We start from the raw sequence: 12,883 nt of genomic DNA, 5'->3' as shown, positions 1-12,883 counted from the left end.
AATAGAAGACCCCGTTTTTCAGCGCTGGCAAGCCGACGAGCCACCATCGCCTCATCCGAAAAACCGAACCTGCGAGCTATAAGCGAGTCAACCAGACACCCCAATTCACCGGCGCGCACGCCTATAATCGCGCCTTTCAGAAAACCGACACAGGTGAACCATGGCCAATCCATACCACGATCACAACCTGGCCCTGCTGGCCCATCTGCGCGGCATCCTGCTCGCCATGGGCGAGGCCGAACAAGTCTCGGAAGAAAGCCACGCACTGTTTCTCGAACGCTTCGACGAACTGATCATGAACCTGCAGAACGTCCCGGAAGAGCGCCACATGGGCCAGGACCTGATCTGCCAGGTCTTCCACCGCTATCCCCAGATCGCCCACCTGGTTCCGCGCGATTTACTGTGGTACTTCGGCGGCGACTGCCTGCACTTCATGCCGGATGACGAGATTGCCGTCTTCCAGCAACTCGAAGAGCGCCGCTACGAAGCCGAGCAGAACGACGAACCGTTCGACTGGAACCGTGAAAAGCAGCTGTTGAGCATGTCGGATGAGGGCGCACGGCACTGATATCCGACACTAGCCAGCCGAATGGCGAGGAGTATTTGACCAACAGAGAGGCAATCAACAACCGCTAATGGTGGGGGCTGAAGCCCCCTTGGGAAGGAGGCACCTTCACGATGGAGGCTGTTGCAGAGCAGATTTAAAAGCGCGCTTACCCAACAGCTGAGCAGTTCAGAAGCTGCCAGACTAGGCCACCCCTGACGTAACTCTACTTACTCAGGCTCTACCCGCCGCTGCTGGTAGATCCAGTCGACGATTTCCCCTTCAGGCACATAGCCGCTCACCAGTTCACGAAGCAGCTGCCGTACCTGCGGGTAATCATCGCTTTCCACCGCCTTGAGCAGCTTGGCCAACCGGTCCTTGAGCACATCCCAGTCAAGATGCTCCTCATTGGCGCGCATGATCATCGGATGTTCGGTAGCGCTCACGTTGTCGCCGATCAACAGCTCCTCATACAGCTTCTCGCCGGGCCGCAGTCCGGTGTATTCGATAGCGATATCCCCGTGCGGGCATTTCTCGGAACGAACACTCAGGCCAGACAGATGAATGAGCTTCTCCGCCAGCTCAGCGATCTTCACCGGCTGTCCCATATCCAGCACAAACACGTCACCGCCCTGCCCCATCGAGCCCGCCTGGATCACCAGCTGAGCCGCTTCGGGAATGGTCATGAAGTAACGGGTGATCTTCGGATGCGTCACCGTCACCGGCCCGCCCGCGCGGATCTGCGCATAGAAACGAGGGATGACCGAGCCCGACGAGCCGAGCACATTGCCGAAACGCACCATGGTGAAACGGGTCTTGTTGACGTGATGCACGCTGCCCGCAGTGCGAAACAAGCCCGGCGCCGGCTCACGGCTGAGCGCCTGCAGAACCAGCTCAGCAACACGCTTGGTACTGCCCATCACGTTGGTCGGCCGAACAGCCTTGTCGGTAGAGATCAGCACGAAGTTGCTAACACCCGCCTGAACCGCTGCCTGCGCGGTGTTCAGTGTACCGATCACATTGTTCAGTACGCCCTCTGCCACATTGTGCTCGACCATGGGCACATGCTTGTAGGCAGCCGCGTGATAGATCGTTTCCACTCCCCAGGTGCGCATCACATCCAGCAACCGATCAGCATTGCGGATGGAACCCAGGATTGGCATCAGCTTGATCGGCAATGACATGCGCTCGATCAAACGCTCCAATTCCATATGAATGCTGTAAAGGTTGAACTCACTGTGTTCGAACAACAGCAGCGCCTGCGGCTTATTCGAAAGGATCTGACGGCACAGCTCCGATCCGATCGACCCGCCCGCACCAGTCACCATCACCACCTTGCCACGAATACACTTCTCGAACAGTGCCTGCTGCGGCGGCACTGCATCACGCCCTAACAGATCGGCAATATCAACCTCCTGGATGTCTTCGACCTGCACTTTGCCGCTAGCCAAATCCATAAAGCCCGGCACACTGCGAACATGCAGCGGATACCGCTCGAGCGTCTCCAGAATCTCGCGCCGACGACCACGCGAAGCTGAAGGAATGGCCAACAGGATCTCCCCCGCCCCCGTATCCTCGACCAATTGCCCGATGTGCTTGGCCGAATACACACGTAGTCCGGCAATGACCCGGTTCTGCAGGTTCGAATCATCATCGATAAACGCCACCGGCCGCATCGCACGGCCCATGCGCAACGCGGCAACCAGCTGATTGCCCGCTGCGCCTGCGCCGTACACGGCAACCTTGGGCAGCCCCGCCTCCTTGCCCTTGAACTTGGTCAGCGAATCCGGCGAAAACCAATCGCCCATGAAGTACTGGCGCATCACCAGGCGTAAGCCGCCGATCAATACCAAACTCAGCCACCAATAGTTGAACACCATCGAGCGCGGTATCAGCTTCGGCGCGTCACTGCGCCAATAAACAGCCAAGGCAAGCACAAGGGCGGAAAGGGTAACTGCCTTTACGATAGCCATCAGGGCGTCATTGCCGAAATAACGCATTACTGCTCGGTACATGCCGAAGCGGATGAAGAAGGGAATCGAAACCAGCGGCGCTACGCCGAACAGCCAGGCATGCCCCCCAAGTGGCTCGACAAAATCGGACTCCCCTAGACGAAGGAAAAAAGCCAGCCAGAGAGCCAGCCAGACCAATAGCACATCAGTCGATACCTGTATGGCACGTTTCTGTCGGCGTGGCAGCCGTACCAGACGAGCACGCAGCTTCTCTGCAAGTCTTAACACCATTACCTCACTTGATGGGAAGGTCAGGGCGCGCTGTCGCTTCGGTCATAACTTCTTTAATCACCGCGCAGGTCTTTTCGATTTCAGCTCCCGTTAGCGTCGGATGTACCAGAAACATCAGGCTGGTTTCACCCAACTCACGGGCAATCTCCAGACGATTCGCAGGTCGCCATCCCGTGTTGTCAAACGCTTTTTCCAAATAAACCTCGGAGCAGGAACCTGAAAAACAGGGAACGCCCTTTGCCGATATTTCATTCAGAATTCGATCCCGACTCCAGCCCTCAGACAATTCTCCGGGCTCGACAAAGACATAACACTTGTACCCGGCATGAAGAATCGCTCCCGGAATATCCGGCACGCGCAGTCCCCTTAAAGCCTTGGCAGCAGACCAAACACGCTCGCAGTTAGCTAAACGGCTTGCATGCCAAGTTCCCATTCGTCGTAGCTGTATACGCCCTATAACGGCTTGCACTTCCATCATTCGCCAATTGGTACCGAAACTTTCATGTAACCAACGGAAGCCGGGAGCATGCTGGCGCTCATACACCGCATCCCAGCTCTTTCCGTGATCTTTCATGGACCACATCCGCTTCCAGAGTGAGCGGTCATCCGTAGTAACCATCCCCCCCTCGCCTCCGGTTGTCATGATCTTGTCCTGACAGAACGACCAGGCACCGATATGCCCAATGGACCCAACTGGCCGCCCTTTGTAACGCGCCCCGTGGGCTTGTGCACAATCCTCAATAACCTTGAGGTCATGCTCTGCCGCCAAGGCCATTATCGGATCCATATCGCATGGCCAGCCTGCCAGATGCACACAAATCACTGCCTTGGTACGCGAAGTAAGCACCGCACGGATGGTTTCGGCTGTGATGTTTTGCGAGTCGCGATCCACTTCTGCGAATACAGGCACAGCACCGGCATTAACGATGCTGGAGACCGAAGCGAGAAAAGTGCGCGGCGTTACGACTACCTCGTCGCCTTCGCCGATGCCCAGCGCAAGCAGCGCCGCATCCAGCGCTACGGTGCCATTGGCCAACGCGATCGCGTACTCGGTGCTGGCCCAAGCAGCGAATTCCTTCTCAAACTCACGCCCTTCATGCCCAGTCCAATAATTGACTTTGTTGGAAAGGATCACATTGCGTACGGCATCGGCCTCTTCATCAATAAAGGACGGCCACGGGGAAAAAGGAGTATTCAGCACAATATTTATTCTCTTATACAATTTAATCCCAGCGGCCACGTCTCGCCTCTATGCCGGGATCATAAATCCAAGTCAGAGCATCAATCCTTTTTGCTCTTTGGTATATATATTTCAGCCTCACCGCTGATCACGACTTTCCCACCAACCGCACATAATGTCTCGAAAAATACTCGGCGCTGTGCAGCATCGATCGATTTAACTTTTACCGTCGCCGTCACGGTATCATCGATATAAACAGGCCGTTTAAAATTAAGACTTTGTGAAACATAAACACAGCCCGGCCCTGGCAGTCTCATCCCAAATAATGCCGAGAAAAAACCCGCAGACATCAGTCCATGAGCGATGCGCTTACCGAACCGTGACGAGGCCGCATATTCGCTACTCACGTGCACTGGGTTGTGATCTCCCGACAACCCCGCGTAGGCCTTTATATCAGCATCCGTAATTGTCTGTGAGTAACTTACCGTCATGCCTGGATGGATATCCTCAAACGGTATAGAGCCCAATGAGCGATCATCCACCTCTAACCTCCAAGTCCCTTACGAGCCAATGGTTTTGCCGGATTACCCACGACAACGGCGCCTTCAGCAACATCTTTTGTCACCACTGCACCCATGCCCACCACGGCGCCCTTTCCGATACGCAGAGGCTTGCCCGGCCGACCCTGCTTGATAATGGCCCCAGTACCAACATAAGCATAATCTTCTATAACAACGTTACCGTTACATTTCACACTTGGAGCAAACGTGACGTAATCCCCCACAACACAATCATGTGCTATATAACTGTAAATATTGGCGTGAAAAGATTTTCCGATTTTCACGTTTGAAGTTATGGTTGTAAACGGACAGAGGATAGCGCCCTCCCCTATAGAAACCTCATCCATTAAAACAACGTTACTAGCGGTCACGTCGAAAACTTCAATCCCGTCACCCAAGCAACGCTCGGTTAGTTTTTCGCGTATTTCCGCGTCTGCGATGGCGATCGTAATATATTTTCTTCCTGCACGCAGTTTAAGAAAACTATCATAGGTCATAACTTCGTGACCGTTTAGCGGAGACTGTGAAATATTGTCATCAACAAAAACTAACTCGTTACCGCCAACCGACCCTCGAACGAGTGGCATAACTTCCCGACCAAAACCACTTGCACCAAAAACCGCGTAAATATTCTTATCCATTCTTAATGTGATCCACGGAACCTTCGAATTTGCTCATGGTTGCTTCACCCTCAGCGCTGATCCCTTCGCGTAAAAACACTTTCTTTACAGTGAGAAAAATAATTTTCAGGTCCTGCCAAAAAGAATAATTGTCCACATACCACACATCCAGCTTGAACTTTTCCTCCCAGCTCAATGCATTGCGACCATTCACCTGGGCCCAACCGGTGACACCGGGCCGCACTTCATGGCGGCGGTATTGTTCTGGACTATACAGAGGCAGATACTCCATCAGCAGCGGGCGCGGGCCTACCAGACTCATGTCGCCCTTAAGCACATTCCATAACTCGGGCAACTCATCCAGACTGCTGGAACGCAAGAAGTTGCCGAGCGGCGTCATTCGTTCGGAATCCGGCAGCGGGTTACCGTGGGCATCCACGGCATCTCGCATGGTGCGGAACTTGATCATCTCGAACGGCTTGCCGTGCAGGCCCGGGCGCACCTGGCGGAACAGCACAGGCGAGCCGAGCTTGCGGCGGATCAGCCAGGCGACGATGCCGATGACTGGGGAAAGCAGCAACAAACCGAAGGCCGAGGCCAGGATGTCGAACAGACGTTTAACGGCCGGCAGCGAGCGAACCTTTGGTTTGCTGGCCATCTGCAGGAACAACTCGCCGAATCGGGCAGCGCCCACGCGCAGGGAAAGCCGCTTCTGATAGAACTGGCGAGCGTTCTCGGCCATGGCTTGGCGTTCTTCCTGGCTAGCTTCATACAGCGCCAGCGCCGCATTGGCAATCGCCTGCGGGTTCTCCGACTCAGCAACTCGTCCACAGCCGCTGTCACACACCAGATCAGCGGCATCCCCATCTACTGCCATCAGGATCGGCTTACCAACCGCCATGTAAGCCTGGGTCTTAGACGGAATAGTGATGCTGAACAGCGGATCCTTGCGCAGATGAACCAGCAGCGCATCGGCTGCATTCAGGTAGCTGCCAACCTCCGCCATGGGCACCGACGGCAAGAAGGTCACGTTGGTCAGTTGTCTTTCCGCTGCCTGTTGCTGCAGACGTTGCACCTCGACGCCGCCGCCGAGGAGCACGAAAGTAATGTTTGCCGCCTGCTGCTGCAGTAACTGTGCGGCCTGCAGAACGGCATCCAGCGCCTGAGCCTTTCCCATATTGCCGGCGAACAGGATGCGGAACTGCTGTCGGTCGGGGAAGCTGGTAGGAACCACGCCCCGGGGAGCGCCCAAGGCACCTTCCGCGCACCAGTTGTAAATCACCTCGATCTTGTCTTTCGGTACGCCGCGCTCGATCAGTAGGCGCTTGAAACCGGGCGACAGCACCACAATCTGATCGACTTGCCGATATAGCCAGTCGCACACTTTGGAGACGACCTTCAAGGCGTTTGAGTTGGAGAACATGCCCGTCGCCCGCAGGGTGTCTGGCCACATATCCTGAATGTCATAGACCACCGGTACACGGCGGAACATGCGAATCAATGCAGCAGCAATACCTACGGTAAGTGGAGGATGATAGGCGTAAATCACATCTGGTCGCTTGGCAGTAAAAAGTCCGTAAAACAGCGAGGCTGTTGCAAAGCTGACATAGTTGAGTACTCGACCCACGGCACCCTGGTCATGACTGGGATAAAGCGGCACACGTGTCACCTGCACCCCATCGATGACTTCCCGCTGTATCAACCTGACCTTGTAGCCGGGATAGATTTTGCCACCCGGGTAGTTCGGAAAGCCGGTCAGGACTTCCACCTCGAAGCCTTGCCTGACCAGCTCACGAGCAAACACCAACCCCTTGAAGGTCGGTTCGGGATCGAACCACTGTGTCAGCAGCAGAACGCGGGTAGTCATGCGACTTAGTACCTCTTCCAGACTGTACGCATCACGTAGTCGCGGTAGCTGTGGATGATCCGTACAACCTTGTCCGCCACGTTGGGCATGCTGTAGTCACCAACCAGGCGCAGAGTGCGCTCATCACCACGGGCCTGGCTTTCGAGAATCTGGAGCCCTTGCAATACACGTTCCCTCTCAAGACCGACCATCATTGCCGCGGCCTCCTCCATGCCTTCCGGGCGTTCATGCGCCTCGCGGATATTCAACGCAGGGAAATTCAGGATTGAAGACTCTTCGTTGATCGTGCCGCTATCAGACAACACTGCCTTGGCAGTGAGTTGCAGCTTGTTGTAATCCTTGAAGCCCAGCGGCTTGAGCAGGCGAACATTGGCGTGGAACTGCACGCCCATCGCATCCACGCGCTTCTGGGTGCGCGGATGGGTAGAGACGATTACCGGGAAGCCATAGTGCGCAGCGACGGTATTCAGCACCTCAACCAGCTTGAGGAAGTTCTTGTCGGTGTCGACATTCTCTTCACGGTGCGCACTGACCACGAAAAACTTGCCGGCCTCAAGGCCCAACCGTTCCAGCACATCGGAAGCCTCGATACCCTCGCGATAATAATTCAGCACTTCGAACATCGGGCTGCCGGTCTTGATCACCATGTCCGGCGACAACCCTTCGCGCAGTAGATAATCGCGGGCAATGGTGCTGTAGGTCAGGTTGATATCGGCCGTGTGATCAACGATGCGGCGATTGATCTCTTCCGGTACGCGCATGTCGAAGCAACGGTTACCCGCTTCCATATGGAAGGTGGGAATCTTGCGGCGCTTGGCCGGGATCACAGCCATACAACTGTTCGTATCGCCCAGTACCAGAAGCGCTTCGGGCTGCACTTCAGCCAGCACGCGGTCCACAGCGATGATCACATTACCGATGGTTTCCGCACCGCTGGCACCGGCAGCATTGAGGAAATGATCCGGCTTGCGAATGCCCAGATCCTGAAAAAAAATCTCGTTCAGTTCGTAATCGTAGTTCTGGCCGGTATGCACCAGCACATGCTCACAATATTCATCCAGCTTGGCCATCACCCTCGACAGGCGAATGATTTCGGGGCGAGTACCTACTACGGTTACGACTCTCAGCTTCTTCATTGCGGTTTCCTGTTCGTACTCAGGCTTCGGTGCCGACTGGCCGAGCATAGGTATCGGGGTGTTCACGATCGAAGATTTCGTTGGCCCACAGCATCACGATCATCTCGTCCTCGCCTACGTTGGTGATGTCATGCGTCCAACCCGGGACAGTTTCGACGATTTCCGACCGCTCTCCGGTGGTGAACAGTTCGTAGAACTGACCAGTCAGAATATGCCGAAAACGGAAACAGGCCTTGCCCTTGATGACCAGGAATTTTTCCGTCTTGGAATGATGGTAATGCCCACCACGAGTAATACCGGGATGAGCCGTAAAAAAGGAGAACTGCCCCGAATCCCTGGTTTTGAGCATTTCCACGAAGACGCCGCGTGGATCACCATACCTGGGCACCTCGTAAGTGAAGCGCTCGGGTGGCAGGTAGCTCAGATAAGTGGAATACAACGCTCTGATCAAACCGCCACCTACAGGCTCGGTGAGCATGGACTTGCGGCTATCACGGAAGGCATACAACTGCTCGGCCAGCTCGCCAACCGAAATGCTGTATTGCGGTTCAACACCGACGAAAGGCTTCCCGGTCAACTTGCCATCCATGATCGCAACGAACTGACTGATCACATCATCGATGTAGACGAGATTGATACGCGCGGCGGAATCATTAATCTGGATTGGCAGGTCACGCGCGATGTTATGACAGAAGGTCGCCACTGCCGAGTTGTAATTTGGTCTCGCCCATTTTCCGAAGACATTGGGCAGGCGAAATAGATGAACCGGAGAGCCTTGGGTGGACTGCAGCTCCAGTAACGCCTGCTCAGCGCCCCGCTTGCTACTGCCATAGAGGTTATCCAGCTCCGCCTGGCTGGAAGAGGTGTAAATCACCGGGATCTGCCGGCTAGAGGATTTGATGGCTTCGCACAGCGTACGTGTCAAATCGGTATTGCCGGTATGAAATTCCTGCGGGTCTTGTGGGCGATTGACGCCGGCGAGATGAAAGATGCATTCCACCTGAGCAACCAGGCAAGGCAGGTTTTCCAGCGAATCCTCACGGGTAAAACGTAGCACCTCGATGTCGGCGCGCTCGCCTAAATGTGCGATGAGGTTCTGGCCGACAAAGCCGTTAGCCCCGGTAATCAGAACCTTCATCCTTCACTCCTCGGGCGTTGCGTGCTCACCGCGCTGGATAGCGCGCATGAAGTCAAGCTTCAGGAGCAGCTGCTGCATCCCCGCTACATCCAGTCGCTCGGTGTTGTGCGAGTTGTAGTCTTCAGTGCGCGAGATTTTTGTTTCACCCTGCTCCACGAACTTTGCGTAATTGAGGTCACGCAGATCCGGCGGTACACGGAAATACTTTCCCATATCCTCGGCGCAAGCCATTTCCTCGCGACTGAGCAAAGCTTCATAAAGCTTTTCGCCATGGCGAGTACCAATCACCTGGATTGGATGGTCGGGATTTCCAACCAGATCGGTCAGCGCCAGCGCCAAGGTTTCTACGGTTGCAGCCGGCGCTTTCTGTACGAACAGGTCGCCGTTATTACCGTGCTCGAAGGCATAGAGCACCAGATCGACCGCATCGGCCAAGGTCATCATAAAACGGGTCATATTCGGATCCGTGATCGACAACGGCTTGCCGGCACGAATCTGCTCGATAAACAAAGGGATTACCGAACCACGCGAAGCCATCACGTTTCCGTATCGCGTGCCGCAAATGACCGTCTTGCTCTCATCAACATTACGCGACTTGGCGACCATGACCTTTTCCATCATTGCCTTGGAAATACCCATGGCATTGATCGGGTAAACGGCCTTATCCGTACTAAGACAAACCACTCGATTCACTTCATTCTGGATTGCAGCCTCCAAGACATTCTCGGTGCCAAGCACATTGGTTTTAACCGCCTCCATAGGGTGAAACTCACACGACGGGACCTGCTTCAACGCTGCAGCATGGAAGATGTAGTCCACCCCTCGCGTCGCGTTCAACAAGCTCTGGTAATCGCGCACATCACCAATATAAAACTTCAGCTTGGAGTTGGCGTAGCGTTTACGCATATCATCTTGCTTTTTCTCGTCACGGCTGAAAATGCGGATTTCATTGATATCCGTATCGAGAAAGCGCTTGAGTACGGCGTTGCCGAAAGAGCCGGTGCCACCAGAAATGAGTAACTTTTTTCCTTTGAACATAAAAAACCTAGAGTCGAGGTGCAGAGTCGCTTAGCGGCCATCCTGCAAGGCTGAATAGATAGAGTCGAGTTTTTGCTGTGCGGTGGGATAGCTAATCAACACCGCGCGATAAGGGCCCTTGAACACGAAAAAACTACCTGCCGCGACGCCAACAACACCACAGGCAGCGACCACCTTGTGCATATCATCGAGGCCGCCGCCGCCACCAAGCACCGTCAGCGGGACGGTCAACAGCTCGCGCAAGTGCGCAGCCAGCGCGAGGTCATAGCCTTTCATCTTCCCGTCGTTATCGATGGAGTTGATGACGATCTCACCCGCTCCGAGCCTCTCCATTTCCAACGCGACCTCGACGACGCCGCGTTTGGTGTTGCTCGTGCCGTTATGGGTCCAGACGTCCTGAGTCTTACCCAGTAACCGCTGCTTGTGATCAAGTACTACGACCACACTCTGCCGACCAATCTCGGCAGCGATTTCACTAATCAGTGCGGGGTTGGCCAGTGCAGCCGAACTGATGGCAACCTTCTCGACGCCCAGCGCGATGATGCGCTTGGCCTGTTCGGCTGTACGCACGCCTCCGCCGTAGCAAAGCGGCATTCGGCACTCAGAGGCAAGGTGAGCGATCTGCTGATAGTCGGGCTCTCGGCCCTTGGCAGTGGCGTCGATATCGATGACGATCAGCTCGTCCGCTTCCTTCTCGTTGAAGATCTTCACTGCATTAATCGGATCACCAACGTATTTTGGATCCTTGAAACGAATGGTCTTGACGAGGCCGCTGTCTTGAATCAACAGGCAGGGGATAATGCGTGGTCTCAACATTTCACAGTTCCGCGAAGTTCTTCAGCAGGGCGACGCCACAGTGGTGGCTCTTCTCGGGGTGGAACTGCACCCCATGCACATTCTTCGATGAGACTGAACAACTAAAACCAGCGCCATAGATGGCAGTAGCAGCAATATGCTCAGGCTCAGCGCACTCGAAGAAGTAGGAATGAAGAAAATAGAACAGCCAGCTTTCCTGTTGCCCTCGGAACAACGGGCTGCCAGGCGTTGGCAGCACATCGTTCCAGCCCATATGGGGAAGAGCCAGCTCGCTCGACTCGGGCACCGAATGGAAACTGCGCACCTGGCCTGGAATCCACCCCAGGCCAGGCAGCACACCTTCTTCACTGGAGTCTGCGAGCATTTGCATACCCACGCAAATACCCAGTACAGGTACGCCCTGCCCGATAATCATGTCATCAAGCGTCTGCCGCATGCCCGAAGCGTTCAGCCGCTGCATGGCATGGTCGAACGCACCTACGCCGGGCAGGATCAGTTTGCTGGCCCCGGTTAGCTGCTCGGCGTTCGTCGCTACCTTGACTGGGATATGCAGCCGCTTGTAGACGTTGACGAATGCTTGGATGTTGCCCAGACCGTAATTGATGATGGTAATCATCTGAAAAGCCTTCTTTCCAATCCAAGTGCGCTCATCACGCGCGAGCCGATACCGATAAGAAAGCGTTTGTTCTTGTAGTCACGATAGGTTTTGTTTTCCCCATCGAAAATCGCCTGCAGCTCATCGACCGACAGCCCCAGCTTGTTGGCCACGAACTCGAATTCCGTTTTCAGGAACTGCTCGTCCATCTCCGGCTTGGCTATACGCTCCAGTGCCTCGTCTCGGGCCATCTGCCCAGTCATGATCAGGCTGGAGAAATGAGCGCGACGCTTCTCATAGCCGAATTTACGTGGCATCCAGTAATCTTCATAGAAGCGCGTAAAGCGGGACTCGTGGTGCTTATGCTGAAATTTTTGCCAGCCAAACAGCCGCCCCAACTCCTCCTCTGCATCCTTCTTTATGTAAGGCACCAGATTCAGAGGTTTGACAATCTTCATCCCCAGCACGCGCTGATATAAGATTTTATAAATCAGAATATCCACCAAAGGAAAAGTCTTCAGTGAACGCTTACCGAAGCGCCGATGAATGTCCCTGAAGAGGGTTTTATCAATCCCCGGATACGCCCCCCATTCCTCAGGCTCACGACAGCACTCAGTGGAATAATTAGCGCCTGTCAAGACATATTTTATTTTATGCTGTCGAGCAAACTTATATAAAGCTGAAAAGAACGCACCATCTTGCGGCATGTCCTGATCAGCGATTTGCGAGCGTAGGAAAGCAACCTGCAAATCTTTCATCTCTTCCCAGTTAATCACTTCGGTGTAGAGATCCAGACCAAGGCCATCCACCAACTTTTCGATATTGCCTACTGCTTGGTCAGTATTCCATCCAGCGTCGACATGGAAAAGCAATGGTCGCAGCCCCATTTTCTCCTTAGCTATGTAAGCTGCATATGAACTATCAAGGCCGCCACTCAAGCCGATAATGCAATCAAAATCCTGGCCTTCCCCCTGGTTCTTGATCTTCGTGGCGAGCGCTTCAAGTTCCGCTGCACCACGCTGATCTGGGTGCCAATTGGGCAATATTTCCGAACTAAAATTATTACAATAATCACAGACGCCTTGATCATCGAAGCTTATATTAGGATCCGACGCATCCATAATACACTTTACACAAATCATACTT

The 12,883-nt window shown here is 54.5% G+C and carries 12 protein-coding genes and 1 pseudogene; 1 reads left to right on the top strand and 12 read right to left on the bottom strand.

Translation table 11 applies throughout. The annotated features are described in order from the left end of the window. The first annotated feature begins 160 nt into the window (after positions 1–160). Positions 161–568: a PA2817 family protein gene (locus BM275_RS19015; RefSeq protein WP_046619785.1), complete on the top strand. Its 408-nt coding sequence runs from the start codon at positions 161–163 to the stop codon at positions 566–568. Positions 569–774: 206 nt separating this feature from the next. On the opposite strand, the gene BM275_RS19010 is transcribed toward BM275_RS19015, so the two are convergent. The 12 genes and pseudogenes from BM275_RS19010 to BM275_RS18960 all read right to left on the bottom strand — a co-directional run bounded on the left by BM275_RS19010 (position 775) and on the right by BM275_RS18960 (position 12,879). Further along, positions 775–2,787, bottom strand: a complete 2,013-nt coding sequence (locus tag BM275_RS19010) for a polysaccharide biosynthesis protein (protein WP_090522971.1) — start codon at positions 2,785–2,787, stop codon at positions 775–777. Between the two features lie 4 nt (positions 2,788–2,791). Further along, positions 2,792–3,988 carry a DegT/DnrJ/EryC1/StrS family aminotransferase gene (locus BM275_RS19005; protein ID WP_090523080.1) on the bottom strand — a complete coding sequence of 399 codons (1,197 nt, stop codon included), beginning with the start codon at positions 3,986–3,988 and terminating at the stop codon, positions 2,792–2,794. A gap of 80 nt (positions 3,989–4,068) precedes the next feature. Then, on the bottom strand, positions 4,069–4,509 hold the full coding sequence (locus BM275_RS19000; protein ID WP_419723458.1) for a MaoC family dehydratase: 441 nt from the start codon (positions 4,507–4,509) through the stop codon (positions 4,069–4,071). Between the two features lie 2 nt (positions 4,510–4,511). After that, positions 4,512–5,168: an acetyltransferase gene (locus tag BM275_RS18995; RefSeq protein ID WP_090522969.1), complete on the bottom strand. Its 657-nt coding sequence runs from the start codon at positions 5,166–5,168 to the stop codon at positions 4,512–4,514. Then, complete coding sequence (locus BM275_RS22485) at positions 5,161–5,805, bottom strand: sugar transferase (RefSeq protein WP_244153893.1); 645 nt, start codon at positions 5,803–5,805, stop codon at positions 5,161–5,163. The genes BM275_RS18995 and BM275_RS22485 overlap by 8 nt, the downstream gene beginning before the upstream one ends. 123 nt (positions 5,806–5,928) lie before the next feature. Next, positions 5,929–7,014 (bottom strand): annotated as a pseudogene (locus BM275_RS22480) (glycosyltransferase family 4 protein); the annotation flags it as partial. Positions 7,015–7,019: 5 nt separating this feature from the next. Continuing rightward, on the bottom strand, positions 7,020–8,150 hold the full coding sequence (gene wecB / locus BM275_RS18985; protein ID WP_090523076.1) for a non-hydrolyzing UDP-N-acetylglucosamine 2-epimerase: 1,131 nt from the start codon (positions 8,148–8,150) through the stop codon (positions 7,020–7,022). A 19-nt stretch (positions 8,151–8,169) separates the two neighbouring features. Beyond that, positions 8,170–9,288 carry a UDP-2-acetamido-2,6-beta-L-arabino-hexul-4-ose reductase gene (wbjC, locus tag BM275_RS18980; RefSeq protein WP_090522965.1) on the bottom strand — a complete coding sequence of 373 codons (1,119 nt, stop codon included), beginning with the start codon at positions 9,286–9,288 and terminating at the stop codon, positions 8,170–8,172. A gap of 3 nt (positions 9,289–9,291) precedes the next feature. After that, the gene (locus BM275_RS18975; protein WP_090522963.1) at positions 9,292–10,326 is read right to left on the bottom strand and encodes a polysaccharide biosynthesis protein; all 1,035 of its coding nucleotides are present in this window, start codon (positions 10,324–10,326) and stop codon (positions 9,292–9,294) included. 30 nt (positions 10,327–10,356) lie between these two features. Further along, positions 10,357–11,142 carry an AglZ/HisF2 family acetamidino modification protein gene (locus BM275_RS18970; RefSeq protein WP_090522961.1) on the bottom strand — a complete coding sequence of 262 codons (786 nt, stop codon included), beginning with the start codon at positions 11,140–11,142 and terminating at the stop codon, positions 10,357–10,359. A gap of 1 nt (position 11,143) precedes the next feature. Then, on the bottom strand, positions 11,144–11,758 hold the full coding sequence (gene hisH / locus BM275_RS18965) for an imidazole glycerol phosphate synthase subunit HisH (RefSeq protein WP_090522959.1): 615 nt from the start codon (positions 11,756–11,758) through the stop codon (positions 11,144–11,146). Continuing rightward, positions 11,755–12,879, bottom strand: coding sequence for an N-acetyl sugar amidotransferase (locus BM275_RS18960; protein WP_090522957.1), 1,125 nt, complete (start codon positions 12,877–12,879; stop codon positions 11,755–11,757). Before BM275_RS18960 ends, hisH begins: the two co-directional genes overlap by 4 nt. Positions 12,880–12,883: the final 4 nt, after the last annotated feature.

Origin of the sequence: Stutzerimonas kunmingensis (assembly GCF_900114065.1) — a bacterium.
GTDB lineage: Bacteria > Pseudomonadota > Gammaproteobacteria > Pseudomonadales > Pseudomonadaceae > Stutzerimonas > Stutzerimonas kunmingensis.
The sequence above is the reverse complement of the archived record's forward strand: the minus strand, read 5'-3'. Positions and strand labels throughout refer to the sequence as shown.

Excerpts from the sequence above, each read along its gene's own strand:
- hisH (WP_090522959.1), bottom strand. The coding sequence starts at position 11,758 with ATGATTACCATCATCAATTACGGTCTGGGCAACATCCAAGCATTCGTC.
- BM275_RS18970 (WP_090522961.1), bottom strand. The coding sequence starts at position 11,142 with ATGTTGAGACCACGCATTATCCCCTGCCTGTTGATTCAAGACAGCGGC.
- BM275_RS22485 (WP_244153893.1), bottom strand. The coding sequence starts at position 5,805 with ATGGCCAGCAAACCAAAGGTTCGCTCGCTGCCGGCCGTTAAACGTCTG.
- BM275_RS18995 (WP_090522969.1), bottom strand. The coding sequence starts at position 5,168 with ATGGATAAGAATATTTACGCGGTTTTTGGTGCAAGTGGTTTTGGTCGG.
- BM275_RS19010 (WP_090522971.1), bottom strand. The coding sequence starts at position 2,787 with ATGGTGTTAAGACTTGCAGAGAAGCTGCGTGCTCGTCTGGTACGGCTG.
- BM275_RS19015 (WP_046619785.1), top strand. The coding sequence starts at position 161 with ATGGCCAATCCATACCACGATCACAACCTGGCCCTGCTGGCCCATCTG.
- wbjC (WP_090522965.1), bottom strand. The coding sequence starts at position 9,288 with ATGAAGGTTCTGATTACCGGGGCTAACGGCTTTGTCGGCCAGAACCTC.
- BM275_RS18960 (WP_090522957.1), bottom strand. The coding sequence starts at position 12,879 with ATGATTTGTGTAAAGTGTATTATGGATGCGTCGGATCCTAATATAAGC.
- BM275_RS18975 (WP_090522963.1), bottom strand. The coding sequence starts at position 10,326 with ATGTTCAAAGGAAAAAAGTTACTCATTTCTGGTGGCACCGGCTCTTTC.
- wecB (WP_090523076.1), bottom strand. The coding sequence starts at position 8,150 with ATGAAGAAGCTGAGAGTCGTAACCGTAGTAGGTACTCGCCCCGAAATC.